The organism is Gluconobacter cadivus, from assembly GCF_015244745.1.
Taxonomy (GTDB): Bacteria; Pseudomonadota; Alphaproteobacteria; order Acetobacterales; family Acetobacteraceae; genus Gluconobacter; species Gluconobacter cadivus.
This window is the reverse complement of sequence record NZ_JABCQI010000001.1, coordinates 489,840-515,642: the sequence shown is the minus strand read 5'-3', so window position 1 is coordinate 515,642 and position 25,803 is coordinate 489,840. Positions and strand designations below refer to the sequence as shown.

General features: G+C 61.5%; 26 protein-coding genes. 11 read left to right on the top strand and 15 right to left on the bottom strand.

Going from position 1 to position 25,803, the window contains the following annotated elements; genetic code table 11:
* Positions 1–97: 97 nt before the first annotated feature.
* A complete protein-coding gene (locus HKD28_RS02360; RefSeq protein WP_194266697.1) occupies positions 98–1,960 on the bottom strand; it encodes a Hint domain-containing protein in 1,863 nt (620 codons plus the stop codon).
* A 370-nt stretch (positions 1,961–2,330) separates the two neighbouring features.
* Here HKD28_RS02360 and HKD28_RS02355 point away from each other — a divergent pair, with 370 nt between their 5' ends.
* Genes HKD28_RS02355 through purF form a run of 3 tightly spaced genes read left to right on the top strand, consistent with a single transcriptional unit; the run spans position 2,331 to position 4,573 of the window.
* Positions 2,331–2,543: a hypothetical protein gene (locus HKD28_RS02355; protein WP_235993241.1), complete on the top strand. Its 213-nt coding sequence runs from the start codon at positions 2,331–2,333 to the stop codon at positions 2,541–2,543.
* Position 2,544: 1 nt separating this feature from the next.
* Positions 2,545–3,108: a CvpA family protein gene (locus tag HKD28_RS02350; RefSeq protein WP_194266696.1), complete on the top strand. Its 564-nt coding sequence runs from the start codon at positions 2,545–2,547 to the stop codon at positions 3,106–3,108.
* 25 nt (positions 3,109–3,133) lie between these two features.
* Complete coding sequence (gene purF, locus HKD28_RS02345) at positions 3,134–4,573, top strand: amidophosphoribosyltransferase (protein ID WP_194266695.1); 1,440 nt, start codon at positions 3,134–3,136, stop codon at positions 4,571–4,573.
* A 71-nt stretch (positions 4,574–4,644) separates the two neighbouring features.
* Here the strand turns inward: purF and HKD28_RS02340 are convergent, their stop codons facing one another.
* The 12 genes from HKD28_RS02340 to HKD28_RS02285 all read right to left on the bottom strand — a co-directional run bounded on the left by HKD28_RS02340 (position 4,645) and on the right by HKD28_RS02285 (position 16,639).
* A complete protein-coding gene (locus HKD28_RS02340; protein WP_235993240.1) occupies positions 4,645–6,864 on the bottom strand; it encodes a histidine kinase dimerization/phosphoacceptor domain -containing protein in 2,220 nt (739 codons plus the stop codon).
* A gap of 183 nt (positions 6,865–7,047) precedes the next feature.
* Positions 7,048–8,544 carry a S10 family peptidase gene (locus HKD28_RS02335; protein ID WP_194266693.1) on the bottom strand — a complete coding sequence of 499 codons (1,497 nt, stop codon included), beginning with the start codon at positions 8,542–8,544 and terminating at the stop codon, positions 7,048–7,050.
* Between the two features lie 119 nt (positions 8,545–8,663).
* A complete protein-coding gene (locus tag HKD28_RS02330; protein WP_194266692.1) occupies positions 8,664–10,067 on the bottom strand; it encodes a class II fumarate hydratase in 1,404 nt (467 codons plus the stop codon).
* A gap of 126 nt (positions 10,068–10,193) precedes the next feature.
* On the bottom strand, positions 10,194–11,090 hold the full coding sequence (locus tag HKD28_RS02325; protein ID WP_194266691.1) for a DMT family transporter: 897 nt from the start codon (positions 11,088–11,090) through the stop codon (positions 10,194–10,196).
* Between the two features lie 78 nt (positions 11,091–11,168).
* A complete protein-coding gene (locus HKD28_RS02320) occupies positions 11,169–11,450 on the bottom strand; it encodes a hypothetical protein (RefSeq protein ID WP_062108981.1) in 282 nt (93 codons plus the stop codon).
* Positions 11,447–12,187: a c-type cytochrome biogenesis protein CcmI gene (gene ccmI, locus HKD28_RS02315; RefSeq protein WP_194266690.1), complete on the bottom strand. Its 741-nt coding sequence runs from the start codon at positions 12,185–12,187 to the stop codon at positions 11,447–11,449. Before ccmI ends, HKD28_RS02320 begins: the two co-directional genes overlap by 4 nt.
* A gap of 5 nt (positions 12,188–12,192) precedes the next feature.
* Positions 12,193–12,663, bottom strand: coding sequence for a cytochrome c-type biogenesis protein (locus tag HKD28_RS02310; protein WP_194266689.1), 471 nt, complete (start codon positions 12,661–12,663; stop codon positions 12,193–12,195).
* Complete coding sequence (locus HKD28_RS02305) at positions 12,660–13,214, bottom strand: DsbE family thiol:disulfide interchange protein (RefSeq protein WP_099285486.1); 555 nt, start codon at positions 13,212–13,214, stop codon at positions 12,660–12,662. Before HKD28_RS02305 ends, HKD28_RS02310 begins: the two co-directional genes overlap by 4 nt.
* Positions 13,215–13,226: 12 nt before the next feature.
* The gene (locus tag HKD28_RS02300) at positions 13,227–15,206 is read right to left on the bottom strand and encodes a heme lyase CcmF/NrfE family subunit (protein ID WP_194266688.1); all 1,980 of its coding nucleotides are present in this window, start codon (positions 15,204–15,206) and stop codon (positions 13,227–13,229) included.
* A gap of 7 nt (positions 15,207–15,213) precedes the next feature.
* Positions 15,214–15,717 (bottom strand): cytochrome c maturation protein CcmE, encoded by a 504-nt coding sequence (ccmE, locus tag HKD28_RS02295; protein WP_172492861.1) that lies wholly within the window; start codon positions 15,715–15,717, stop codon positions 15,214–15,216.
* Positions 15,714–15,881 carry a hypothetical protein gene (locus HKD28_RS02290; protein WP_167315815.1) on the bottom strand — a complete coding sequence of 56 codons (168 nt, stop codon included), beginning with the start codon at positions 15,879–15,881 and terminating at the stop codon, positions 15,714–15,716. The genes ccmE and HKD28_RS02290 overlap by 4 nt, the downstream gene beginning before the upstream one ends.
* Entirely contained in the window at positions 15,878–16,639 is a 762-nt protein-coding gene (locus HKD28_RS02285; RefSeq protein ID WP_099285589.1) for a heme ABC transporter permease, read from the bottom strand. The genes HKD28_RS02290 and HKD28_RS02285 overlap by 4 nt, the downstream gene beginning before the upstream one ends.
* 213 nt (positions 16,640–16,852) lie before the next feature.
* On the opposite strand from HKD28_RS02285, the gene HKD28_RS02280 reads away from it, so the two are divergent.
* Positions 16,853–17,269 (top strand): EVE domain-containing protein, encoded by a 417-nt coding sequence (locus HKD28_RS02280; protein ID WP_194266687.1) that lies wholly within the window; start codon positions 16,853–16,855, stop codon positions 17,267–17,269.
* Positions 17,270–17,281: 12 nt separating this feature from the next.
* Here the strand turns inward: HKD28_RS02280 and HKD28_RS02275 are convergent, their stop codons facing one another.
* On the bottom strand, positions 17,282–17,800 hold the full coding sequence (locus HKD28_RS02275) for a hypothetical protein (RefSeq protein WP_194266686.1): 519 nt from the start codon (positions 17,798–17,800) through the stop codon (positions 17,282–17,284).
* 154 nt (positions 17,801–17,954) lie between these two features.
* Between HKD28_RS02275 and HKD28_RS02270 the strand changes: the two genes are divergently transcribed.
* Entirely contained in the window at positions 17,955–18,794 is an 840-nt protein-coding gene (locus tag HKD28_RS02270; RefSeq protein WP_194266685.1) for an EcsC family protein, read from the top strand.
* A gap of 11 nt (positions 18,795–18,805) precedes the next feature.
* Here HKD28_RS02270 and HKD28_RS02265 read toward each other — a convergent pair whose 3' ends face one another.
* Positions 18,806–19,024 (bottom strand): hypothetical protein, encoded by a 219-nt coding sequence (locus HKD28_RS02265; RefSeq protein WP_194261960.1) that lies wholly within the window; start codon positions 19,022–19,024, stop codon positions 18,806–18,808.
* Positions 19,025–19,154: 130 nt separating this feature from the next.
* Between HKD28_RS02265 and aat the strand changes: the two genes are divergently transcribed.
* The 6 genes from aat (at position 19,155) to HKD28_RS02235 (ending at position 25,798) form a co-directional block, all read left to right on the top strand.
* Entirely contained in the window at positions 19,155–19,832 is a 678-nt protein-coding gene (aat, locus tag HKD28_RS02260; RefSeq protein ID WP_194266684.1) for a leucyl/phenylalanyl-tRNA--protein transferase, read from the top strand.
* Entirely contained in the window at positions 19,829–20,749 is a 921-nt protein-coding gene (locus HKD28_RS02255) for a hypothetical protein (RefSeq protein ID WP_194266683.1), read from the top strand. The genes aat and HKD28_RS02255 overlap by 4 nt, the downstream gene beginning before the upstream one ends.
* Positions 20,746–21,354, top strand: a complete 609-nt coding sequence (locus HKD28_RS02250; RefSeq protein WP_194266682.1) for a hypothetical protein — start codon at positions 20,746–20,748, stop codon at positions 21,352–21,354. Before HKD28_RS02255 ends, HKD28_RS02250 begins: the two co-directional genes overlap by 4 nt.
* Positions 21,355–21,518: 164 nt before the next feature.
* A complete protein-coding gene (locus tag HKD28_RS02245) occupies positions 21,519–21,908 on the top strand; it encodes a hypothetical protein (RefSeq protein ID WP_194266681.1) in 390 nt (129 codons plus the stop codon).
* 63 nt (positions 21,909–21,971) lie between these two features.
* Entirely contained in the window at positions 21,972–22,475 is a 504-nt protein-coding gene (bcp, locus tag HKD28_RS02240) for a thioredoxin-dependent thiol peroxidase (RefSeq protein WP_194266680.1), read from the top strand.
* Between the two features lie 125 nt (positions 22,476–22,600).
* Entirely contained in the window at positions 22,601–25,798 is a 3,198-nt protein-coding gene (locus tag HKD28_RS02235) for a DUF3971 domain-containing protein (protein WP_235993239.1), read from the top strand.
* Positions 25,799–25,803: the final 5 nt, after the last annotated feature.

Below are 25,803 nucleotides of genomic sequence, written 5' to 3'. Positions count from 1 at the left end.
GTATGGGCGGATTTTTCCGCCCTTTCTTTCAGGTCATAAAAAAGGCAGCCTTTGAAAAAGGGCTGCCTTTTTTATTTTCGCTCAGGCGCGGGCGACCTCAGGCAGCGACTGCTGCCTGAACCCCATGTGACAGGATATGGAGACTCAGAATGCCTCCGGAAGTCCTGAGCGCCCCGCCGAGGTCCAGTCGCGCATTGCCTGTCGTCCAGCGGGCGTGACTGGCTTCGACGCCCCACCAGCCGTCAGCGTATGGGTCTGACAGATGGCTGGACAGATGCCGGGTCTGTTCATCGCTCCACACTGTCACGTCGCCAATCAGCAGACCCAGCATCCGGCGGTCATCCACGAACGGTCCGATCCGGTCAGACGGCCGGGCGGTCGGGCTCAGGATGCGGACGCTCTGGCAGCCTTCGGGTAGCATGAAAACAAACTGTTCGCCGTTGGTGCGGATGGGATACAGGACTGTTCCGTCTTCCAGCACGAGACGGGTTCTATCCGCGCTGTCTGTCGATGAGAGTGTCTGGGGAGCTGGGTAGCCTAGAGCCTGCGCGCGGAGTGCGATTGCTGCGAAGATCGGTTCGACATGGGCGCGATCCGTGACCAATGGTGCGGCAGCATCCTTTTCCCAGCTTAGAGCATGCAGGCGCTCGATCTGAGATCCGTGCATGAGGGCATCCGGGCGATGGCCGACATCCATGAAGCTTTCTGACAGCGCGCCGTTTGCGGTCAGAATGGCGTGTTGTTCAGTTTCAATGTGATAATAGTCGTATTCGGTAATGGAATGGTCGTAGGCGATGGTCATGCCGTTGACGAGCATTCGTACGGGAATGAAGGTGCCTTCAAGCATCATGCAGTGCTCTGGCGTGACCAGAAGATCCCGGTTGGGAATGCCGTCTGTCAGAGCCCCGGCACGGATGCGAACAGGCACGGCGTCCATATCTGGCAGTCCGCTGGTGCCGACTGTCGTATGAGAGTGTCCGACGCGTAGGATTGTCCGGCTGTGGCGTTCGCCGTTTTCGCAGATCGTCACCAGATCCCCGGCCTTCAGGGTTTCAATGGCGCGCTCGCCGTCGGGGGTGAGGATCATGGATCCGGCCAGATAACAGATCTGCCCGTTATATCCGGTTGCACCGCCGACAACACTCCAGCTTCCATTGGCGTTCTGTACGATCGTCGGGGTGCCGGGGGTGGAGTTGGGCCCGAAGGAGACGTTCGAGAGCGTGATGCCGTTATTATAGTTGTCGAAGGCAATTTTCAGCGTGTAGGTGCCGTTGCTGTTGGCAATGAAGGTCGCGCTGATAGGGGGCGATCCACCGTGACCGATGGTGATGACGGACGTGGCATCATACCCCGTGATCGGGGTGGAGACCGTCTGGTTGTAGTCGGCCAGAATGAGCTGGTTTGGAGTGTCGTCCACGGCGTCACGGCCAAACACGATTCTTCCGCCGGCGGTGGCGTTGTTGACATACAGAGACGCGCCGTTCTGAAGAACCGTCGTCAAGGACGAACCCATCTGAAACTGAGCATTCGTGCTGCCCAGCGTCGTATGATCCAGAATCAGGGTGCCTGAGCCGCCGACGCTGTTGCTGTTGATTGAAATGGACGGGTTACCCGAGATCTGAAGGGTGCCGTTGATGGTCGGGTTGCTGCCGAGATTGACGGTACTGGGCGTGTTGACAAGCATCGTCCCGCCCTGCGCGACGGTCAGGCTGTTGGCATAGAATGCCGTAGCACTGGGCGTGGCAGACGTCACGGTGATGTTCAGGGTGGCGTTGGTGCCAACCTTCAGAGTGGTGATCTGTGTGGCGTTGGCCTGCGCAACATTGATCGTTACCGCGCTTCCGTCCTGTTTTCCGGCCAGAACATCCACCCATCCCTTGTTCGGGGGGGCCGTGCCTTCGCTCCAGTTTGTGGCTGCGAACCAGTCGCCGGTTGCGCCGCCAATCCAGTAATTTGTCATCTCATTGCATCCTGATGGCGTCAGGAGCGAGAGGAAAGAGTTCCACACCTGACCTGTTGAGCATTTTTCAGAAAAAGAGTTAATTATTGGATGACACAGGTTCAAGATCACGCATATTTCAAAAATAAAAACATTGATGACAAAACATCGCGGAAATATTTCCCCTGAAATACGTTCCAATATCGAAATTAGTGGTTTTTTTGTAAAAGCGCCCTGAACGGCCTTGGGAAAAGAGCGGTAACGGCTTGCCTGACAGTGGGCTTCCGCTCATCATGTCGTGATGACGCCACAGGAAAAATCAGTTCCGTTCCGTAAGAATCGAAAAGTAACAAAGCTCTCGCGGCGTCTGGGTGTTGCGGGTGCAAGCTGTGTGCTTGATGTCATGATCAATGACCGTCCGGCGCTGGTTCGGGATAGCGCGGCGTTTATTGTGCTGCTGGAGAAAATCTGGAAAGCGCGGGACGTCGAGGCCGGGCTGGTGTGGGCGGAAATCGAGGAGCGCATCCGTTTGGCGGACGAGTTGCGCGTTGGTGGCATACGTCCCTACAAGGGGGGCCGTTTTCGTTCGACGAAGCTGCCGTGACATGCCGCCTCTGCCAGACCTTTCCCATATCACGCTTGCGGATCTGACCCGTCTCGACATTGTCGCTTTGTGCATCATGGGGCTTTCGGCCCTGTGGGGGCTGACGCGCGGCTTTGCTACAGAACTGGCCGGACTGCTGGCATGGGTCGGAGCAATCGTCCTGACCTATCGGTTTCATGGGCTGCTTGAACCTTATCTGACGCCCTATCTGCATCAGGCCGCGCTGGCGGGCAGTGCGAGTACGGCGATTCTGTTTGTTGTCGTGCTCCTGTTTTTTACCATGATCGGTGCCAGGATCGGGGCCGCGGCGCGGGGTGTTCTGTTCGGGGGTGTGGACCGCATTCTGGGCGCGGTGTTCGGTGTGGCGCGGGGTTATGTGGCCCTGATCGTTCTTTATCTGTTGGCAGGCTCTTTTTTTGGCTCGTGGATGTCCTATGTGATGCAGGGAAGCCTCATCGGCCCTTACATTGCCGCCGGGGCAACCCATCTGACAGGTTATCTGCCTCATTTCCTGCAACCGCATCTTGCGTCTGAGGTCACAAGCGGCCATGAGGCGTCCTTGTGAAACCAGTCCGGAAAGGCCGCGCCGCATGACCCAGTCCGACAGTCTCAACCGCCCGTATGAAGAATGCGGGGTTTTTGGCGTCTGGGGTGTGCCTGATGCATCGGCCCTGACAGCCTTGGGCCTGCACGCCCTCCAGCATCGTGGACAGGAAGCGGCAGGCATCGTCAGTTTCGATGGCGAACGCTTCCACCAGCACAAAGGTCTGGGTCTGGTCGGCGATGTGTTCGGAGACAGCCGCGTCATGGCGACGCTGCCCGGCACGGTCGCCATTGGCCACAACCGTTACGCCACGACGGGCGGCACACATGTCCGCAATGTTCAGCCGCTTTATGCCGATTATGAGTTCGGCGGTCTGGCCGTTGCGCATAACGGCAACCTGACGAATTCGGCGACGCTCAAGCAGGCGCTGGTCAAGCGGGGATGCATTTTCCATTCCTCGACGGATACGGAAGTCTTCATCCATCTGATCGCCATTTCGCTCTATACGACCGTGCTCGACCGCTTCATTGATGCCGTCAAACAGGTCAAGGGTGCGTATTCGCTGATTACGCTGACCCCGGATGATGGTCTGATTGGCATGCGCGATCCGCTCGGTGTGCGTCCGCTCGTTCTTGGCCGGATGCCGGGTCATGATCAGGGGAACGGCGGCTGGGTTCTGGCCAGCGAGACCTGTGCGCTGGACATTATCGGGGCGGATTATGTCCGCGATATCGAACCGGGCGAGATCGTTGTCATCAACAATGACGGTCTGCGCTCGCTGCGTCCTTTCGGGGATCAGGGCGGGCGGTTCTGTGTGTTCGAATATATTTACTTTGCGCGGCCTGATTCCGTGCTTGAAGGCCAGCCGGTCTATGAGGCGCGTCGCCAGATCGGTTGCGAACTGGCCCGTGAAAGCGCGGTTGAGGCGGATGTTGTGGTGCCGGTGCCAGATTCAGGCGTGCCGTCCGCGATCGGCTATGCGGCGGAAAGTGGTATTCCGTTCGAGCTGGGGATCATCCGCAACCATTATGTGGGCCGGACCTTCATTGAGCCGACGGATCAGATCCGTAACCTTGGTGTGAAGATGAAGCACTCGGCCAACCGGCCGGTTCTGGCGGGCAAGCGTGTCATTCTTGTGGATGACTCGATCGTCCGTGGCACGACGTCGCGCAAGATTGTGGACATGGTTCGGGCTGCCGGTGCGACGGAAGTGCATATGCGCATCACGTCTCCGCCGACCAAACATGCCTGCTTTTACGGCATTGATACGCCTGAAGAGAGCAAGCTGATGGCTGCGACCCATACGCTTGAGGAGATGGCGAGAGCCATTGGTGTGGACAGTCTGGCGTTTGTCAGTTTCGACGGGCTTTACCGGGCGCTGGGCCATGCGAACCGTGCCGAGGGTGCGCGCCGTTATTGCGATGCCTGTTTTACCGGGGATTATCCGATCCAGCTGGTGGACAAGGAAGGTAATCTCGTCGTGTAACTCTCTTCCTGCGGCAGTAATAAAAAAAGGCGCCGGACCAGTGGTCAGGCGCCTTTTTGTTTGTTGGGTGTTCAGGGATATGGATAGGGCGTCTGCGAGGCGGCCTTCGGAGGGGTGGGCACTTCCGTGGGGAGCAGGGAATCCAGAGGCAGTGTCATGACGGCTTCCAGGCCCGGGTTCAGTGTTGTGTAGGTCAGTGTGCCGGAAAGACTGCTGACGACGGCGTTCATCATGCGCGTCCCGAAGCCTGTTCCCTTGAGTTGGGGGGTGCATTCACCCTGATCCGAAACCGTCAGGACCAGTCGGGAGCCGGTCTGGGTCAGTCCGACATAGAGCGGCCCGGCATGGCCGTCATAGGCGTATTTGCTGGTATTGATGATCAGTTCGGTCAGGGCCAGGCCGATATTGATGGCACGGTCTGCAGCAATCAGGATTGGAAAGAGGGAGAGATGCATCTGGTCGTGCCAGCCCTCACCCAGTGACGTGCACAATTCTTCCATCAGCTCTTCGATATAGCGGCCCAGATCCACGACGCCGATATGCTCGTCACGATACAGGCGACGATGTACGAGGCCGATGGCGGCAATCCGGTGCTGCGCTTCCTTCAAAGCTGTTGTGGTGTCTTCATTTGACGCGCTTCGGGCCTGAAGTTTGAGGAAGGATGCGACCATCTGAAGCGAGTTCTGGACGCGGTGATTGACCTCACGGATCAGGAAGTCTTTCTGGCGTAGCAGGTCTTCGCGTTCTTCCAGAGTGGCGGCAAGGGTTGCGTTGAGTTCGCGGAGCTGCTGCGTTTGGTCGTCTGCGATCAGGAGGCGGCGGATGCGACGGGCTGCCTGTTTCTGTTCGCTGGTCCAGCGGGTGCTGTGCCCGCGGATGGTCTGCTCCCATGTTCGAAAGGACGTGCGAGGGCGCAGAATGCCGTCGCTGCCCGTATCGTCCTTGTGCGGATGACCGGCCCATTCGATGGTCTGGATGATTTCGACCCGACTCCATACGATACAGATAGGGGTGCGAAGAGGGAGTGTGATGGCCAGAAGACCGGCGCAGCGTTCAGGCCACTCGGTGGCCGGGGGATAGTCCCTCCCCAGCATGGCAGTGCTGAAAATTCCGCCAATGCTGCCCGCTCTCAACCAGTCATGCAGCTTGTGCAGGCTATCCGTGTCGGGGAGCACACCGGTTGCACTGATGGTCTCGGCACTGATGACGGCAAACCCGTTGCAGGGAAAAAGGGCCTGTAATTCGTTGATGCAGTTGCGAAGGTTGTTTTCAAGCGGACGGCGCACGTCAAAATGGGACGTGACGGCTTCCATCGCGTTGCGCAGGCGCAGACGCTCCTGATAGGTCACCAGCTCTTCTTTGTTTCGCAACTGGCGGGACATGACGCCTGCCAGTGTGCGACACGCCGCGCGAATATCTTCGGGCAGGCGCCTTGGAGAAGAGTTGTGGCAGGCGATCAGTCCCCAAAGCACACCATCGACGACTAGCGAGACGGAGGCCGAGGCCCGCACACCCATATTGGCCATGTATTGAAGGTGGATCGGTGAGACGCTGCGGAGCTGCACGTCGCTGAGATTGATCCCCGCAAGCCCGGCTTCGGGCGGGCGAATGGGGGCAGCTTCGTAAGTGATGTCCGGGATGACGCGGATGCGGTTGCGGACATAGAGAGTCCGGGCCTGCGCAGGAATGTCGCTGGCCGGGAAGTGGTGGTTCATCAGGGAAGGGAAGGCGTTGTTGCGGCTTTCGCCTACGACGCGGCCCGTGCCGTCTTCCATGAAACGATAGATCAGGACGCGGTCAAAGCCGGTCAGGCGTTGAAAGATTGTCGCACCGTGACGACAGACGGACGCGATATCGGGGCAGCGTTCGAAACGGTCTGCCGTTCTGTCGATTTCGCCGAAAATATCCCAGGTGAGCAGATTGTGGGATTCGATGGGTTCGAGTTCGATGAGAAGATGTGTGTTCTGGGTATGGCGTACGACGCTGAAGGTCTCGCCTGCGAGCCCTGGGATACGAAGATCGGACAGGGATGCGCGTTTTTCGTCCTGAAAACGTTCGGGCGGGACGTTCAGGACGCTCGCAAGATCACGCCCCAGCCAATCTGGGGTCAGACGGCCTTCGATGTCTCCTGCTCCACCGAGAATGGTCCGGGTTGCGCTATCGGCGATCAGCAGGAGGCCGTGCGGCTGAATGGCGTCCGGGCGATGGATGGGTTCGCGGTCACAGGATGTCGTGACCGCATGTTCCAGCGAATAACCCGGTTCCGAGCCCGCAGGACGCTGGATCGTCAAACGGTGGTCCGCCTGAAGGACAGAGAGAGCATTTTGCAGGCAGTCTGACATGCAGCGGGCATAAAGGTCTCTCTATTGGCGGCCACCGTGTTCCGCGCGAAAGGTCCGGTCAGGTGAGGCCCGGAACTCATCATATTCATTATCCGTTCCTCACCGCCTGCTGTCAATTTATGACTTTTTATTTCAGGGCTGACGGCTGTCTGCCTGAATCCAGGACGCGACGTCTGCCGAGAGGGCATGACGGCTGGCCGGGCGGGTATAGAGCATATGGCCGCCCTGATAGAGATGCAGCGACACGCGATCTGCGCCGACGGTCAGGTGATCTTTCATCCAGCGCGCGGTCGCGAATGGACAGGCCACATCATAATAGCCGTTCGCCACAAAAACGCGCAGGCCGGGATCAAGTGCCAGAAGACGGTTCAGAACCGGGATCTGATGGATGGGCGACGGGCCGCCCGCGCTCCACTTCCAGCTTCCGTTCACCTTGAAGGAGAGCAGGTCGTAGGTCAGGGGTGTCTTGAAGCCGAGGTCGTTTGCGGCATAGCCCGAGAAGGCATTGCCATAGGCGCGGCCAAAGCCGAACAGAGTCGGATCGGGGCTTTCGTCCAGACCGTCAGCCGAGGGGTCGGCGATGGACTGCGTGAAATCGTACAGTCCGTACAGGCGACCGTCGCGGGACATGATGTCATGCGAGCCGATGGCGGGAATGCCGTGCTGACGGGCAATCACGTCCTGCGGCAGGCCGGTGCGCTGGGCAATCTCGGCATAAAGCGCCTGACCGTCGCTGCCCGACGGCAGCTTTCCGGCGATTTTCGGCAGATAGGTGTTCAGGGACCACTGATAGGCTTCGTCTGCCGTCTTTTCCGTCACGTTCGGGCTCTGATGCGCGGCGATCAGGCTTGGCATCATGAGAGCGGCGGAAAGCGGATTATCGTCCGAATCGAGCAGAGGCATCTCGATGGCCGGGGAGATCATGACGATACCGTTGAGCAGAATGCCTTGTTCCATCTGGAGCGCATTGGCGACCTGAATGGAGCGGATGCCACCATAGCTTTCGCCCACGAGATAATGCGGCGAGGCTTCACGACCGTTCGCTGCCGTCCACAGGCCAATGGCCTTGGCGAAAGTGCTGGCATCCTGCTTGACGCCGTAGAACTGGTCTCCGGCCTTGGCCGTATCGGTGGGGCGGGAATAGCCCGTGCCCACGGCGTCGATGAAGACCATGTCGGTAACAGGGAGCCAACTGTCGGGATTGTCCGCAAGCTGGGCATGAGTGCCGTCCGTCGGGTCCTTGGCAGGCATGGTCAGAGCCTTGGGGCCAGCCGCGCCGAGGTTCAGATAGGCCGTGGCCGCACCCGGGCCGCCATTGAAGAAATACGAGACCGGACGGGTGCCAGCCGGGACGCCATCTTTCGTGTAGGACACGTAGAACATGCGGGCCGTCGGTTTGCCGTCAGGGCCGCGCAGGATGAGCGTTCCGGCATGGGCGGTGTAGGCGATGCCGTTCAGATGATGCTGGGTGACGGAATCCGCAGGCAGCAGGGCGGGCTCACCCGTGAAGGCGTCGGTTGTCTTGCCAGTTTCGGTCTTGGTGTCGGTCTTGGGGGCATCGGCCGCCGCAGCCGTACAGACGGGAGTGAGGAGCGTTAAAGCGAGCAGGGCTGCGCGGCGGGTCATCATCTGACGGGCATCTCCGGGAAAAAAGCAGAAGAGTCCGCCCTATCAGTCCTGAGCTGTAACGACCATCGCTTCCGCATGAAGTTTTCGTCATGCGGAAGCGGTCTGACGCGGGTGTTCGGTCAGGCTTTGGGGGCTGTGATGTTCGGACGCAGCATGAGGCGCGGGTCGGCGACGCGGTCATACTCTTCGGATGTCATGAAGCCCAGTTCCAGCGCGGCGTCACGCGGGCTCAGATCCTTTTCCATGGCGTGATGCGCGACCTGTGCGGCGCGGTCGTAGCCGATGGCCGGGGAGAGGGCCGTGACGAGGACAAGCGAGCGTTCCAGATCCTGTTTCAGCTTCTCCGTATTGGCTTTCGTGCCTTCGACGAGGAAGCGGCGAAAATTTTCCGACCCATCATGCAGAAGGGTGATGCCCTGCATGATGTTGTGGATCATGAGCGGCTTGTAGACGTTCATGTCCAGCATGCCCGCAGCCCCGCCGAGGCCGACCGCAACATCATTGCTCATGACCTGAAGAGCAAGCATGGCCAGCGCTTCAGCCTGTGTCGGGTTGATTTTGCCCGGCATGATCGACGATCCCGGCTCGTTCTCCGGCAGGTGCAGTTCGCCCAGACCGGCGCGCGGGCCGCAGGCGAGCAGGCGGATGTCGTTGGCGATCTTGAACAGGCTGCCCGCCGTTGTGCGCAGCGCGCCTGATAGATGCACCAGCGCATCATGTGCGCCCTGAAGCGCGAACTTGTTCTCGCCAGCCGTGAAGCCAAGTCCGGTTAGGCGGGCAATTTCTGCACAGGCGCGGCGGTCGAAGCCCTCATCCGTGCTGACGCCGGTGCCGAGGGCGGTGCCGCCGAGGGCGAGGGGAAACAGACCGTCGCGGGCCTGTTCGAGGCGGGCGATGTTGTCCGTCAGCATTCCCGCATAGCCGTGCCATTCCTGACCCAACGTGATGGGGACGGCATCCTGAAGATGCGTGCGGCCGACCTTGACCAGATCGCGCCATTCTTCGGCCTTGGCGGCCATGGCGTCACGCAGGCGCGTCAGGGCCGGGATCAGGCGACGATGCGTGCCGAGAACGGCTGCGATGTGCATGGCAGTCGGGAAGTTGCAGTTGGTGGACTGCGACATGTTGACGTGATCGTTCGGATGCAGAGGCGTTTTGCTGCCGAGCGGGTTGCCTGTGATCTGGCAGCCGCGGTTCGCGATCACTTCATTGACGTTCATGTTGAACTGCGTGCCCGAGCCCGTCATCCAGACATGGAGCGGGAACATCCGGTCATGCTCACCCTTGATGATCTCGTCACAAACGGTCTGGATCAGATCCGCCCGCTCCTGAGACAGACGGCCGCTGGCGGCATTGGCCGTCGCGCAGGCCCGCTTCATGATCGCATAGGCTTCGATCATTTCATGCGGCATCAGTTCGCGACCGATGCTGAAATATTTCAGGGAGCGTTGGGTCTGAGCGCCCCACAGCACATCGTCAGCGACGTCGATCGGGCCCATGCCATCGGTTTCGGTACGGCTCATTGTCTGTTTTCGGCTTTCCTGCGGGTGATCGGGCTCATTTCACGGGGGAAATTATCGCACAATCGCCGCAGGACAAAGGAACCGAGCCATAGAAAATCCCGATGTCGTCACAGCAAGAAAACGGCTTCAGGATTCCACGATCTGGGCCACCGGGTGACGGCCATAGGTATTTGTCAGAATTACACCCGCCATGACGACCGCACCGCCGATCAGGGTTCGCAGGGATGGGACTTCGCCGGTGAGGAAATAGGCCAGAACCATCGTCACGGGCGGCAGCAGGTAAAGCAGGGCCGCACCGCGTGAAGCGCCGAGATGGCCGATGACGAAACCCCAGGCGGCATAACCGAACGCTGCCGGGAAAATGCCAAGTTCCAGCACAGCCGCCTGTCCCTGCCATGAGGCATGGGAGAAGCTCGTAAGGCCTTGAGGCAGCCAGGGGGTCAGGAAAATCGCACCCGAAATCAGGACATAGGCGATTGTCGGCAGGGCACCGTAGCGGCGGATCAAGCCTTTCTGGAGGATCGTGTAGAACGCCGCGCAGACGGCCGCGCCGAACACCAGCGTGGCTCCGGAGCCAAAGGAGAGGCCGCCGCTCTGTCCTTTGGCAATCATGGCGACGCCGCTGAAACTCAGAATCGATCCGGCCCAGCCCCAGCGGGACATGCGCTCACTGAGGAACAGCATGGCCAGAAGCCCCGCCATCAGCGGGGCCGCACTGATGAGAAGACTGGCCGCCCCGGACGAGACGGTCATTTCTCCACAGTTGAACAGGATGTTGTAGAGCATGATCCCGATCATGCCGCAGGCCAAAATCTGCGGAATATCGGCGGTCAGCGGGCGTGTGGGGCGTTTCCACCAGAGCCAGAGAGCCGCCATGACAGCCGCGACGGCATAACGCAGTGCTGCCAGTGGCACGGGTGCAAAATCATGCAGGGCAATCCGGACGACGGGATAAGCGCTCGCCCAGGAGAGGATGGCCACGGCGACGAAAAAGGGCAGGGAACGTCCGGAAGATTGGGTCATTCCTGTTTATTAGCAGGAATGTTTCGAGAGCGGGAAGAGTTGCAAAAGTGGGATAAGCGCGTCGCCCATCCCAACACGTTATTGCAGCCAGCGATCCCCACTGAAACGGTTGTGGGAAAAGAGAAAACCGGCCACCAGTCCGATGGCGGCGAACATGATGGTCCACAGCGAGATCGGTAGAATCAGGGTGGAAACCGCCGAGAGCAGGACCATTCCGGCAAAGGCGCAGACGGCGGATTCAAGAAGTCGCGGGCCGTAATGACGTTCAGCACCGCAATGTGGGCATTTCTCCGATGTCGGGCGCATGGGTTTGCGACAGACGGGGCACAGCGCGATGGCGTTGGCTTCGGGTTTTCTCACTGACCGTTATTCTCCTGATGTTCGCCAACCGCAATACGGGCTTCCACGGCCATACGCCAGGGCGCATCGGCCGGTGCCGCTGCCAGGGCGCGGCGATAGAGGTCAAGGCTTTCGCCAGAGATGTGGCTGCCGTTACGACTTTCAAGCTCGGCGAGGCGAATGGCCAGCTCGGGCTCGAAATGGGCGTCGAGAGCGGCTTTCCAGTCCCGGATCGCATCTTCCGTCAGACCGGACTTGGCTTCGACCTGCCCCAGCATGAAGTGTCCGGTCGCATAAGTCGAGGATGTCGCAGGGATCGTAGCGACTTCAGCCTGAAGTTTATGGATCATTTCCAGACCCTTCGCGTCCGGCCCAGTCTGACGTTCGCTCAGTGGCTGTGGCGGGAGGGAGGGGTGGCCGTTAACGATATAGAGGGCAAATGCCAGTACCGGGATGCCGAGTCCGACCGCCAGAACAGGAAGAACCCGGCGGCGCTTTGCCGGTTCAGCCGACAGATCTTCGACGGCGGCTTCGCCATCCGTGGCCAGCAGGCGGCGCTGAACTTCAAGGCGCGCGGCCTGATATTCTTCATCATTGATGAGGGTGAGGGCGTGATCGCGCTCCAGATCCCCAAGCTGTCCGCGATAGAGCGTGAGAGCGGAGTCGCGGGCATTCACCCGGCGGCGCAGGGTTCGCAGGCCCAGAAAGGCGGGGCACAGGGCCACCGCAGCGATAATCAGGATTCCCAACCAGAACAAAAAATTTACTCCCGGCCCGAAAGGGCATCCAGACGCGCGCGCTCGTCATCCGTGAGCGGCGCAGGCGTGGCGACGACGCGGCGTCTGGCCGTACGCCATGCAATGACAAGTCCGGCCACCAGCGCGAGCGCCGGCATCAGCCAGAGCAGGGCGGTGGACCATGAAAACTGTGGAGCCAGACGGATGAATTCGCCGTAGCGTTCGGTCATCCAGTCCATGATCTGCTGATCGCTTTTGCCTGCCGCGACCTGTTCGCGGACGACCTTGCGCAGATCCCGGGCGAGGGGCGCGCTGCTGTCCTCGATGCTCTCGTTCTGACAGACGAGGCAGCGCAGATGCGCGCCGATGGTTTCGGCCCGTTTTTCCTGCACCGGGTTGGGCAGCATTTCGGCGGGATCGTCCACGGCAAGGGCTACGCCGCCGCCGATCAGGCTAACCGCGAGCAGCAGGGCCGGAAAGCGTCTGGAAGCCTTCATAATCCGGCCAGCCTCGGGCGGATTTCCGCCTCGTAGATCTGCGGGTCGAGGGCGGCGCTGCCATGCCAGATAATGCGGCCTCCCGGTGCGACCAGAAAGCTCTCGGGTACGCCGGTCACGCCCCAGTCGATCGCCACGCGGCCATGCCGGTCGGAAGCGACGCGGGCGTAAGGCGAGCCGTCGCGCTGGATGAAGGCGCTGGCGTTTTCGGGCTTGTCCTCATAGGCGATGCCCCAGATGGGCATGTTGCGCGAGATGGCGCGCAGGCCGGGCATTTCCGCCACGCAGGGAATGCACCATGAGGCGAAGAAATTGACCAGAACCGGACGGTGCTGGGCTTTGAGTTCCGCATCTGTGAAGCCGTCGCCAAGACCGGGGAGGCCCGGCATGGCGAAGGTCGGGATAGGTTTGCCGACATTGGGGTTCTTGATCGCACGTGGGTCAAAGGCACCGCTGCGCATGTCGCTCAGCATCCGCCAGAAACCGACGCCGAGGACGCCCGCGCCGATGATGGGCACGGCGGTGAGGATGCCGCGTCGTGTTACGCTCATGTCCGTTTCTCCTCAGGCGCGGGCCATGTTGCGGGCGGCGGCACGCTTGGGCGCGCCGATCCGCATCCGGCGGTCGGACAGCGAGAACGCGCCGCCAATCGCCATGACCAGTCCCCCCAGCCACATCCAGGGCGCGAGCGGATTGCGGTGCAGGCGCAGGACGTAGGTCGTGTCCTTACCCGTACCGTGACGGTCACCGACTACACCGTATAGATCCGTAATGAAGTTGGTGTGGATGGCGACTTCGGTCGTGGTCTGGCTCTGCGTCGTGAAGTCGCGCTTTTCAGGATGCAGGATGGTCACGAGCTTGCCGTTATGGCGGATGGCGATGTCGGCCTGCATGGCCTTGTAGTTCGGGCCGATATAGTCGTGCACGTCCAGCAGGGTCCAGTCGTCCCCGGCCAGAGAGCGCGTTTCGCCGATATGGACTTCAACGATGGCGTGCTCGGCCTGAGACATGCCGCACAGGCCGAGAATGGTGATGCCTGCGCCGATATGGGCGAGTGCCGCCCCCCAGCTTGAACGCGGCAGGTTCTTCATGCGCTCCCACACGCCCTGCGCGGACGTATGGCCAATGCCGACCCGGCGCAGGACGTCGGAGACGGATGCCGCGATCACCCAGATGGCCAGCGCACCGCAGGCGATGGGCAGGATGCCGGAGAGCTTCCAGAAGCACAGGGCCAGTCCGATCGCCGCAATCCCGGCTGCCGCATAGAGATGCGAGAACGTCCGGGCGAGCTGCGCGCGCTTCCAGGGCAGGGCGGTGCCGATGCCCATGGCCAGCAGAAGCGGCAGGGTCAGCGGGATCGTGGCGGCGTCAAAGAACGGCTTGCCGACGGAAATGGTACGCCCGGCCAGAAGCTGCATGAAGGGCGGGTACATCGTGCCTGTGACGACGACAGCGCAGATCGAGCATAGCAGGATGTTGTTCAGGACCAGCGAGCCTTCACGCGAAACCGGCGAAAACAGGCCGGTCGAGGTGAGGGAAGGCGCGCGCCACGCAAACAGAGCCAGCGAGCCGCCGATGACGATGGCAAGCAGGGCCAGAATGAACACGCCGCGGGCGGGATCGTTGGCGAAGGCGTGGACCGAGTTCAGGATGCCCGAGCGCACGAGGAACGTGCCCGACAGCGAGAACGAGAAGGTCGCGATGGCCAGCAGGACCGTCCAGATCTTCAGGCCTTCGCGCTTCTCGACGACAATGGCGGAATGCACGAGGGCCGTCCCCGTCAGCCAGGGAATGAGGGAGGCGTTTTCCACCGGGTCCCAGAACCAGTAACCGCCCCAGCCCAGCACATAATAGGACCACCACGAACCAAGCGCGATGCCGCAGGTCAGGAAGCACCAGGCCGCCACGGCCCACGGGCGGACCCACCGGCCCCATGCGGCATCGACACGGCCCTCGATCAGGGCAGCGACGGCGAAGGCGAAGGGGACGGCGAAACCGACATAGCCGGTGTAGAGAATGGGCGGATGGAAGGCGAGGCCGGGGTCCTGAAGCAGGGGGTTCATGCCCTGACCGTCCATTGGAGCGGGGAAGACGCGCTCAAACGGATCGGACGTCAGGAGGCAGAACATCTGGAACCCGGCGGAGACGCCGCCGAGAATGGCCAGAACGCGCCCGCGCAGGATGTCCGGCAGGTTGCGGCCGAATAGTGAGACCGCGCCGCCACAGACGGCGAGGATCAGCGTCCAGAGCAGGACGGAGCCTTCATGGTTTCCCCAGACGCCCGTGATTTTATACAGCAGCGGCTTGGAGACAGCGGAGTTTGCCGCGACGTTCTGGACCGAGAAATCGTCGCTGACGGCGCACATCACGAGGCACAGGAACGAATAGCCCAGCGCAAGTAACTGCGAGACCGCGAGATAAGGCGCAAGCCCCACAAGGCGCGCGTCGCGGCGGTTGGCGCCCCAGAGTGGGACGGCGAACTGCACGAGGGCGAGCACGCAGGCGAGGGCCAGGGCGAAATGGCCCTGTTCTGGTCCGAACATTAGGCGATCAGCCCCCTGCTTTCTTTGCGGTCATGGTGTCCCAGCTCGACGCGTCCGGCGCTTTGCCGAAGCGCGGGTCCCATTTGCCGGTACGCTTGAGTTCGTCCGCGACTTCCTTGGGCATGTAGGTTTCGTCATGCTTAGCGAGGACTTCGCTGGCCGTGAAGCCGCCATCCTTCTGGACGGTGCCGAGGGCGACGACGCTCTGCCCTTCGCGGAACAGGTCGGGGAGGATGCCGGTGTAATGGACCTCGACCGCGGCCTGCCCGTCCGTCACTTGAAAGGCGTTCACGGGGGTGCCGTTTTCATTGATGCGGTGCAGGCTGCCAGCCATGACCATGCCGCCGAGGCGGATGGTGCGATCGGGTGAGGGCGGATTGGCCTTTACCTGCGAGGGGGCCATGAAGAACACGATGTTGGACGAGAACGCCCGCAGCGTCAGGGCAGCGGCGGAACCGACACAGGCCAGACAGGCGATGACGATCCAGAGACGACGGGTCTTGCGGGTCATGAGGCTGACCTTTCACGGCGGCGGGCATGGCCTTCGACGGCGGCCAGACGGGCTTTGGATTTCCGAAGGCGCAGGGCGGCACCAACACCGAGCACAAGGGAGCAGCCCAGCGTCAGGGCATAGGAGGCCGCGATATACGGCCAGTGGTTCGGGAGATGCATCATGCTGCTTGACTGTCCCTGCGATCGAGACGCGAACGGGCCATCATCTGGCGCGCACGGCTTTCATGGATGGCGGCACTAAGCCGGGTGAAAATGACGGCCGCAACACCGAGCGTAAAGCCGATCGTACAGATCAGCAGCGGCCAGAGCATCATCATGGACATGGTGGGTGCGCCGGTCAGGGTGATGCTGTCGGGCTGGTGCAGGGTGTTCCACCACTGGACGCTGAACTTGATGATCGGAAGGTCAATGACGCCGGCCAGAGCGAGGATCGCGGCGGCGCGCTGGCCGCGGGCGGGTTCGTCGAAGGCGCGGATCAGGGCGATATGGCCCAGATACAGGAAGAACAGCACCAGCATGGATGTCAGGCGCGCGTCCCAGACCCACCATGTGCCCCACATCGGCTCACCCCACAGCGAGCCCGTAATCAGGCACAGGGCGGCGGCGCAGGCACCGACGGGCCCGATCTCGATGGCGGCCAGATCCGCCAGCGGATGGCGCCAGACCAGCGAAAGCACGCCGCAGGTTGCAAGCCCGAGGTAGCAGGACGATGCCAGCCAGGCCATCGGGACATGCACATACATAATGCGGACGGTGTCGCCCTGCTGCCAGTCGGCTGGTGCAATGAACAGACCCCAGATCACACCGACCACGAGAAACACGATTGCGCCACCGGTCAGCCAAGGCAGCAGGGTGCGCGCCAGACGCAGGAACTGCCCCGGATTGGCATAGCGATGGAGCAGGTTGGGGGTAGGGCGCACTGGGACACGGACCTCGGCAGAGTGGCAACGCGGCGATGGGTTCCCCGCGACAGGTTCCCCATTGAAATAGTCCGAAGCAATCATATTCGGAAGAGGCGCGTTGTCCCATTGTTCCGATCACTGTTATCACGTTTCACGGAATTGAGCGCAAAATGCCCCAAGGGCGGCTTTTGGGGCGGCCCTTGGGGGCAGCCTTTGTGGCGGGAGTGAGAGATGGCTTTCTGGCTGGTGAAATCGGAACCCGAGGCGTTCTCATGGGCGCAGCAGGTCCATAATAATGTCGAGCCGTGGACGGGCGTACGCAACTATCAGGCGCGCAACAATCTTGCGGCGATGAAGATCGGCGATCTGGCGTTTTTCTACCATTCCGTTAGCGAAAAACGGATTGTGGGTGTGGTGGAAGTCGTGCGGGAAGCCTATCCGGACCCGACTGCGGATGATCCGCGCTGGGTCTGTGTGGATGTGAAGGCGATGGGGGCTTTTGGCCGTCCCGTGAGTCTTGCCGAAATCAAGGCCGATCCGGTTCTGGCGGAGATGGCGCTGCTCAAACAGTCCAGACTGTCCGTGGCGCCGGTGACGGAGGAGGAGTTCCGTCACCTGACGCAGATCGGGGACTGGGTGCGCCCCTGAAGACCGTATTTCTTAGTGAATGGGAGAGGCGTCACCGTTGACGAGGATGTTCGTCTGGCCATTGACCGGATGACCGGCATAGCTCGTTGGTGAGTCTTCATCTTCATAAGGCGACTGCACCGGCGCATTGAACTTCACCGGCATACCAAACAACGTGAAATGGGACGGCAGGTTGTTGGGGCCGTTGGTTTTCTGCTGCGCGTTCGGGCCGGGCATACCGACCGGAAGATGCGTCCGGACCCGGTCGCTATAGCTGGCGAGGGCGGTTTCCGAGTCTTCCACTTCCGTATAGCCGTGCGGCGGGGGCGGGGCGCCTTCATCGGGGAGGGCTGCCGTCTGGGCCGGGGTCAGGGGTTTTGCGGGCGCGCCGACGATCTGACCGGAGGTTGGGCCCATCTGCGGCAGATTGGCCGTGCCGTGAGCGGCATGGTGGTGGCTGTGACTCGGGGCGGCAAAAGCTGGAGAAACCGCCGGAACGAGGAGGGTGGCTGTCAGCGGGGCCGACAGGATCAAGCGCGATAATGCGGTCATTGGTGTAATTCTCCTCACCCCGACGGTGCTCGTCCGGATAGTTGGCCCGGGTAGTCTTCTGGCGCCGATATCCCCATGATGGTGCCATGTTAGGATATGAAACCTGCTATCCGGTAAACGGTTTCGGGTCTTACGAACAGGAGTTTTGATCGTCATGACCTCAGTGAATGACACGCAGCTTCCGACCAGCAATTTCGCCTCGACGGCGCTGGACGGGGATTCCCTTGCACAGCTTCAGTCCGTTCTTGAAAAGGTGGAGCAGGGCCGTGGGGTTCTCGTGCGTCTGGCCGACCTGATGGGCGGCGCGGTCGGACAGGCGACGCGACTCGGCATGCAGGGACTCGGACTGGCCCCGGCGGTGCAGGAAAAATTCCACAAGACGGCGGAAGTTGCCATCGAACGGGCGTTTCGTGTGGCTGTTCTGGGTATCGACAACGATGCACCGGCCCCGCGCGATCCCATGCGTGAGAATCTGGGGCAGGCCGCGGTGGCCGTCTCTGGTGCGCTGGGCGGTTTCGGGGGAATTTTCGGTCTTGCGCCGGATGTTGGTTTCACGACGTTGACCATCATGCGCGAAATCGCCCGCATCGCCCGCGAGGAAGGCGAGGATCTGCGTAACGAAGACACGCGCCGGGCCTGTCTGGAAGTTTTTGCGCTCCGCAGTTTTCCGGCGCGTCAGAGCGACGAGGAAGGCGAACTGGGTTTCTTCTCGGCGCGTGCGCTGCTGCGCGGACGGCCTATCGTGATGCTGATGGCGGAAGTAGCGTCGCATTACGGAATAGGTCTGTCGCGCAAGTTCGCGTTGCAGATGGTGCCGGTTGCGGGCGCGCTGTGTGGGGCGTCTCTCAACACGGCGTTTCTGGCGCATTACCGCGCGCTGGCACGGGCCCATTTCACGATCCGTCGTCTGGAACGCACGCATGGGTTGGCCGTTAAGGAGGCTGCTGCTGACCTGCGGGCGGGTGGGATGGGCACGTCTGAGACATTTTCCTGAGCTCAGGAGTCTCAGGCTTCCGTTGCTCCTTCTGTGGTCAAAGATGCTTCGGTCATCGTCGCAGGTTCGACGTTTTTGCGCATCGTCCACAGATCCACGAGCGCGGAGATAACCAGACAGGCCGCGCTGATTTTGGCCAGAACCATCAACAGGCCGTGTATTTCGGGCATCAGCAGGCGCAGGGCGCCAAGTATGACGAGGATGATGGCGTAAATGAAAGCAAGCGGCACTGGCGGTCTCCCTGATGGCAGGCCACCTTTACCATGGTCGTTGTCTTCACGGCCATGATTTCGCACGACAGGATCCATCCATGTGCTCTGCGGCGCCTCAGTTCAGGAAACGGGTAGAAACTGTGTCGTCATGGATGAGATAACGCCGGATCTTCTGCTTCAGGCTTATGCCTCGGGGATTTTTCCCATGGCTCCGGATGCGGAAAGCGCGAAACTGACATGGTATCTGCCGGAAGAGCGCGGGATCATGCCGCTGGACGGGATGCATGTTCCCAAAAAGCTCATGCGCCTCGTGATGTCGGGCAGGATGACGGTGACGGCGGATCGGGCGTTCGATGATGTCATGCTGGCCTGTGCTGAAGCGGTTCCCGGGCGGGAGACGACATGGATCAGCGGGCGCATCCGCAGTCTTTATGGTGAGCTGCACCGTCAGGGAAACGCCCATTCCATTGAAGTCTGGGACGGCGGGGCTCTGGTGGGGGGGCTGTATGGCGTGTCGCTTCGGGGGGCTTTTTTCGGTGAGAGCATGTTTTCGCGGGAACGTGATGCTTCTAAGGTGGCGCTGGTCCATCTTGTCGCAGGGCTGCGACAGGGGCGATACACGCTGCTGGATACGCAATACACCACGCCGCATCTGACGGGGCTGGGTGGGATCGGGATTCCGGCGGAGGATTATCAGTCCCTGCTTCATCAGGCGCTGACCGTGCGTGCGGTCTGGCCTGACGATTTCAGCCTTCAGGCCCTGCGTGAATCCATTGCGTCCCTGCGCGCGCTTCCCGGGCGCGTGCCTGTCGGAGATCCGCCATGACTGTTTTTACGCGCCCTGTTTTTCTGAGCGCCGCGCCGATCGGGCTGCTGGTGGCCGGTTTGTCTGTGATGACACCGGCTCATGCGGACGATCATCCCCGCCTGACGCCGACGCGGGATGTGACGGTTGTGTATGAGCTTTCCACGCTGTCGAGTGCGACGAAAGGTCATCCCGAGAGTGTCAAAGTCGCGTTCTCGGGCGCGGGCGATCTGCTGCGGATCGATTCGCAGGATGGCAACGGGGTGACGATTCTTGATCGTCCGGCGCAGCAGGTCACGCTCGTGATGATGAAGCAGCAGCTTTATACGCGCTTTCATCCAAGCCACGGTCTGCACAATCCGTTCATGCTTGATCTGGACATGCAGTATAAGGCCGCTGGTCATGACACCGTGGCGGGAGTGGCGTGCGACCGCTGGACCATTCAGAGCAGTCACGGCACGGCCAGCGCCTGTGTGACGCCGGATGGCGTCATTCTGGCGGAAAACGGCGTGGATGCGGACGGTGTGGAAGGCTCCATCAAGGCGCTTTCGGTATCCTATCAGGACATCCCGTCCTCCACGTTCGAGCCACCGGCAGGATTTCATATGCTGGAGCCGAAAATGCGTCCCGCGCATCAAAGCCAGGCAGGCAGTGCGACGCCATCGCCGGTGCCGGAAGCCTCGGGCACAGAGATGAAGACGACGACGCATGAGGCCGCGACGCCTGACGTGTCGGATTCCGACACGCCCGTGATCGGGGACAGGGATGCACCTGCACCAGCCACCACAACGCCGGGTGGGCATACGGCACTGCTGCCGGGCCAGAGCGCTCAGCCTGATACGACACAGCCCTCCGTTTCGAATGATTCTTCAGGAGATGGTTCCGTATCCGCGCCGGATCAGCCGCCGAGTGGTCCGGCCGATGGAAATCACAAATGAGCCTGACGGGACTGCGCACAGCTGGAATGACGGTCTGTCTGTTGATGGGGGCTGTGGTCGGATTTTCCGCGAAGGCGGATGTTCCTGCAACTCCCGCGCCGCTTCAGGCACAGGCTCCGCTCGTGACGCCGCTGCATGATGCCGATATCGATTATGTTCTGACGGGCCCGGCCGGACAGCATCTGCATCAGCGGATGCGCTGGACGTCCACGTCGTGGCGGCAGCGGATCGAGCCCGAAGGGTCAGCAACGGTCATGCTGACGGATTACCGCACCCATATCCTGATGGTGCTGGATGGGACCAAGCGCACGGCGACGGTCATGCCTGCGCCGGGCGGTAATTTCGCGGCGCCCGGAACCCCCGCAGCCGGATCATGGCGCAGAATGGGGCAGGGCCGGATCGCTGGGGAAGCCTGCACGATCTGGGAAAGTGCCGACACCGACCGTCATCCGACCACGTTCTGTTACACGGAAGACGGGTTGATGCTGGGGGCGGTGCATGACGGAAAGCCGGTCGTGGAAGCGGTCTCGGTCAGTCGTTCTCCGCAGCCGCTCGACGTTTTTGACCCGCCGCCGGGTTATCACCGGGTCGAGTCGCCGCACTGAGGGGTGCTTTCTGAGGCTGCACGGGTGTCTGTTACAATTTGTCCGGCTCCTGCCATGATTGGCGCCTCTTGCTGCCATTTTCAGCGGGCATGATCTTTCTCATGGACGGAAGAGCCTGTTTTAACCGGCTTTTCTGCTCCACGTGTTTCGAGGAGAAAGATGCCATGCGTCGCATCACACGTGCAGTTCTTATGGCCGCTCCGCTGCTGATCGGTTCCGCAATCGTCCCGAATGCCATCGTGCCTCAGGCGCAGGCTCACTGGCATGGCGGTGGGCCGGGATATGGTCCGGGTTATGGCCGCGGCTATGGATATGGCGGACCTCCGGGCGGTGGGCGCGGTGGCTGGCATCATGACCATTCCGGCGCGATTGTCGGGGGCATTCTGGGTGGTCTGGCTCTCGGTGCCGTAGGCGGTGCGCTACTGGCCCAGCCCTACGGTCCGCCGCCCCCTCCGCCGCCGCAGGTCGTGTATGCTCCACCGCCGGTCGTCTATGCGGCGCCGCCACGGGTTGTTTACGGACCGCCCCCCGTTGTGATGTATCCGGGATACTGATCCCGGAATACTGAACGGTTTTCGTCCGGTTTGCCTTGATCGGATCGGACGGGTCGGGCAATCATGCCGCTTATGACCGTTTCTTCACAGAATACAGACCTACAACCGGGCGACCGGGCGCCAGATTTTACGCTTCCCGCTTCCGCCGGGCGGACTGTCAGCAGTGCCGCACTGAGCGGGAAGCCTTATCTGCTGTATTTCTATCCGAAAGCCGACACCCCCGGCTGTACGACGCAGGCCTGTGGCCTTCAGGACGTTCTGCCCGAATTTGATGCCGAGGATCTGACGATCATCGGTGTGAGCCCGGACCCTGTGGCGAAAATTGAGAAATTCGCTACGAAATATGGTCTGAAGTTCCCGCTGGCCTCGGATGAAGACCATGCCGTTGCCGAGGCTTACGGAACATGGGTTGAGAAATCCATGTATGGCCGGACCTATATGGGGATGGAGCGCAGTTCCTTTCTGGTGGATGGACAGGGCGTCATCCGGAATGTGTGGCGCAAGGTGAAACCTGCCGTACATGCCGCTCTGGTGGCGGAGGCTTTCCGGAACCTTCCGAAAGCCTGAGGGCTTACACCTCCAACTCTCACGAGGGAGACAGGCCGGAAACGCGCCGATGACCGTCTATGGCCGTCCACGACTTCCCGCGTCCTCCCCGCAGGCGTTTGCATCCTTTTTGCCCGGGCCCACACATGCCGCGACACTGGCATGTGGCGCGCTGGGTTGCCCTGATCTGTGTTGCGCCGGTTGCGCTCGTGGCGGCTGCGGGCAGTGTGTTCCTGTGGAAACTGGCCCACGGCCCCGTGGAGATCACGCGCGTCTCCCATGTTGTGGAGCCGGTCTCGATTGCGGCGGGCAAACGCCCCGGACATCCGGCTGGTCGGCTGAGCTGGGACAGGCTCTGGATCCAGTGGCAGCCGAGCGCGGGCGGCGTTCCGGCTGGGCTGGTGCTGATGGCGCGCGGGCTGAAAGTCACCCGGTTTGACAATCTGGTGGCGGAACGTGCGACTGAGGCCGATGCCGTTCTTTCGCTGAGCGCTCTGTTTGAAGGCGTGATTGCGCCTCGGACCCTGCGTCTCGAAGGAGCCACGCTGGCCCTGCGCCGTTTGCCGGACGGCGATGTGGACATGGATCTGCCAGAGCAGAAACGGGGTGGCCGGGGTGTGCCGACGCGGCTCGACCGTCTGCGGGCCGTGGATGTCCATAATGTCTCCATCACATTCGCCGGGCTTCCACAGGACCGGACCGCCGTCATCGGCGGCGTAGATATGAAGGCGCGCCGGATCCGGGTGGCGCCACATTCACGGGATTTTGTGTGGATCGGGTCCGGTCGGGCCGCGGTTGCGCTCGATGGATTCCATACCAGCCTGACGGCACAGGCCCGTCAGGTCGGGCATAATGGACTGTTGCATCTGGAGGCGACGCCATTTGAGCCGGCTCAGCTTGGGGTTTTCAATCCACAAGCTGCGAACTGGCATGTCCCCGTGTCCATCGGGGCAGATGCGGTTTTTGTGCCGCAGGGGATGGATGCACTTCCATCGGAACTGACGCTGAACGTGTCTGTCGGTGATGGGCAGGTTTTTCAGAAAACCGCCGACCCGATCCATCTTCATGCAGGGCAGGCGAGCGTGCATCTGCGGATGGACCGTCCGGGCCTGAGGGGTGGTGCGCGGCTCGACGTTCATTCAGCAGCGCTGGATGTGGCGGATACCGACGGTACGCTAACCCATCTGAAGGCTTCGGCCAGTGCCAGCTTGGACAATCTGCTCAAGCCGACAGTGCTGGACGCAGACGCGGAGGCCGGGCTGGATGCGATCCGCTTTGCAACGGTGGGGTCCATCTGGCCTGCAACGATCGTCAAAGGCGGGCGACGCTGGGTTTCGAAGAACATCACGGACGGGACCGGGCGGGATCTACACGTCAAAGCCCATCTGCACAGCGATCATGGGCCGGATCAAATCCTGCCGACCTCGGTTGAGGGACAACTGAGCGGACATGGTCTGACGGTCCACTGGCTGCGCCCTGTTCCTCCGGCGACGGGGCTTGATGCGTCCCTGCGTTTCGACGGCCCTGAAACGCTTGTTATTGATCTGAGCCGCGGCGTTCAGCCGACGGATGTAAAGCAGAACGTGCTGCTGCCGGATGGGGAAATCCGGATCGGGAAGCTCTATGACAAAGACCAGACGGGCGATATTTCCGCGCATCTGACGGGGCCTCTGGCGGGGTTCATGTCCGCTCTGGCGCATCCGCGGCTGCATCTGCTGTCACGTCATCCGCTGCCGTTCACGCAGCCAGCAGGCACTGTGGACGCGCATGTCCGCATGACGCTGCCGCTGGTGGCGCGTATCCCGGACGGGGCGTTGCATGTCTGGACGCAGGCGGCGTTTTCGGGAGTGCATCTGGGAAATATCCTGATGGGACATGCGGTGGACGGGGCTTCGGGCAAGATGTCCGCCACCGAGGATGCGCTCGACCTGACGGGAGATGGCCAGCTTGCGGGTATTCCCACGCATGTTGTCCTGCATGAGAATTTCCGGGGTGGTGCGCCGTCGCACGTATTGCAGACGATTGATGCGCGCTCGGTTCTGGACCCGCAGTCTGCGGCAAAGGCCCGGATCGCGCCAGTTGGTCTGTTTGATGGCCATGCGGTTCTGAATGCGCATTTTGTGCAGCAGGCGAACGAAACGTCCGATCTGAAACTGTCGCTGGACATGGCCCAGGCTGCTCTGAGTGTGCCGATCTGGGCCAAGCCACTGGGTGAGCCTGCGACGGCTATGGTGCATATCGGGTTTCAGGACGGGAAAATGTCTGTTCTGGACGGCTTGCAGGCACACGGGACCGATCTTTCCGTGGCGGGCAGGGGCGTCACGCGGGCAGGCAAGCTGACCGGGATCGTTCTGGAAGGTTTCCGCATCGGGCGGACGCAGGGGGATGCGCGCATTGCCCTGCCGCAGAGTGCGGAACAGCCTGTGGGTGTGACGGTCGATGCGGACCCGCTGGATCTGGCGCCGATGTTCGCGCCGCATCCCCCGGTGGCGGATACGGGAACGCAGAGTGGATCAGGCGGGAAAAGCGCGTCGATGGGAGATAGCTGGTCCATCTCCCTGAACGCGCCGCATGTCTATTACGGCCCTAAAGCGCAGGTGGGCGGTGTCGTCTCGCAGATCGAGCTGCGCAACGGACATCTGACATCAGGGCGCTTTGCGCTGGACGCGCCGACCCGGGTGCGGGCGGTTCTGGGCGATACGGGGCGGGAGCATCCGTTCGTTCTGGATGTCGACAATCTGGGTCTGCTTCTGGAAAATCTGGGGCTGTATGATCGCATCCGGGGTGGAAAGACGCATCTGGACGGGGTGTTCACGCCGGATGAAACCAGTGTGCGGAAGGTTCCGGAAGGACGGAGCGCGAAATCGGCAGGGCTGTGGGGCGGTTTGCCACCATTCCGGGGGCATGTGGACATGGGACCGTCCGAGTTCCTGCGGCCGCCGTTGACGTTAACGGCGGTGTCCGACCTCTCGCCGCTGCATTGGCTGACCAATCATCTGGACCGGTTTGAAATCACCCATCTGTCCACGCGGCTCAGTCTGGCGGGGAACATGCTGGTGCTGCGTGACGGGGTGATCGGCAATCAGGCGCTTGGGGCCACGATGGAAGGGCCGATTGATCTGAAAACGTCCGAGCTGAACCTCAACGGGACGATCGTGCCGGTTTTCGGGCTGAATGCGCTTCCGGGGAAGCTGCCGGTTCTGGGGTATCTGATGTCTCCCGAGAAGGGTGGCGGACTGTTGGCGGCGACGTTTGAGCTCCATGGAACGGTTGAAAAACCCGATCTGTCAGTCAATCCGCTGTCGATGCTGTTGCCGGGCGTTCTTCGGCGTATTCTGCATTAAGGTTG

Bases quoted from the DNA above. Each gene is read 5' to 3' on its own strand.
- HKD28_RS02255 (WP_194266683.1), top strand. From the start codon at position 19,829: ATGACTGTTTTTACGCGCCCTGTTTTTCTGAGCGCCGCGCCGATCGGG.
- HKD28_RS02350 (WP_194266696.1), top strand. From the start codon at position 2,545: ATGCCGCCTCTGCCAGACCTTTCCCATATCACGCTTGCGGATCTGACC.
- HKD28_RS02245 (WP_194266681.1), top strand. From the start codon at position 21,519: ATGCGTCGCATCACACGTGCAGTTCTTATGGCCGCTCCGCTGCTGATC.
- ccmE (WP_172492861.1), bottom strand. From the start codon at position 15,717: ATGACCCGCAAGACCCGTCGTCTCTGGATCGTCATCGCCTGTCTGGCC.
- aat (WP_194266684.1), top strand. From the start codon at position 19,155: ATGGATGAGATAACGCCGGATCTTCTGCTTCAGGCTTATGCCTCGGGG.
- HKD28_RS02250 (WP_194266682.1), top strand. From the start codon at position 20,746: ATGAGCCTGACGGGACTGCGCACAGCTGGAATGACGGTCTGTCTGTTG.
- HKD28_RS02280 (WP_194266687.1), top strand. From the start codon at position 16,853: ATGGCTTTCTGGCTGGTGAAATCGGAACCCGAGGCGTTCTCATGGGCG.
- purF (WP_194266695.1), top strand. From the start codon at position 3,134: ATGACCCAGTCCGACAGTCTCAACCGCCCGTATGAAGAATGCGGGGTT.
- HKD28_RS02270 (WP_194266685.1), top strand. From the start codon at position 17,955: ATGACCTCAGTGAATGACACGCAGCTTCCGACCAGCAATTTCGCCTCG.
- HKD28_RS02335 (WP_194266693.1), bottom strand. From the start codon at position 8,544: ATGATGACCCGCCGCGCAGCCCTGCTCGCTTTAACGCTCCTCACTCCC.
- HKD28_RS02325 (WP_194266691.1), bottom strand. From the start codon at position 11,090: ATGACCCAATCTTCCGGACGTTCCCTGCCCTTTTTCGTCGCCGTGGCC.
- HKD28_RS02275 (WP_194266686.1), bottom strand. From the start codon at position 17,800: ATGACCGCATTATCGCGCTTGATCCTGTCGGCCCCGCTGACAGCCACC.
- HKD28_RS02300 (WP_194266688.1), bottom strand. From the start codon at position 15,206: ATGTTCGGACCAGAACAGGGCCATTTCGCCCTGGCCCTCGCCTGCGTG.
- HKD28_RS02310 (WP_194266689.1), bottom strand. From the start codon at position 12,663: ATGAAGGCTTCCAGACGCTTTCCGGCCCTGCTGCTCGCGGTTAGCCTG.
- HKD28_RS02330 (WP_194266692.1), bottom strand. From the start codon at position 10,067: ATGAGCCGTACCGAAACCGATGGCATGGGCCCGATCGACGTCGCTGAC.
- HKD28_RS02290 (WP_167315815.1), bottom strand. From the start codon at position 15,881: ATGATGCATCTCCCGAACCACTGGCCGTATATCGCGGCCTCCTATGCC.
- HKD28_RS02360 (WP_194266697.1), bottom strand. From the start codon at position 1,960: ATGACAAATTACTGGATTGGCGGCGCAACCGGCGACTGGTTCGCAGCC.
- HKD28_RS02305 (WP_099285486.1), bottom strand. From the start codon at position 13,214: ATGAGCGTAACACGACGCGGCATCCTCACCGCCGTGCCCATCATCGGC.
- HKD28_RS02235 (WP_235993239.1), top strand. From the start codon at position 22,601: ATGCCGCGACACTGGCATGTGGCGCGCTGGGTTGCCCTGATCTGTGTT.
- bcp (WP_194266680.1), top strand. From the start codon at position 21,972: ATGCCGCTTATGACCGTTTCTTCACAGAATACAGACCTACAACCGGGC.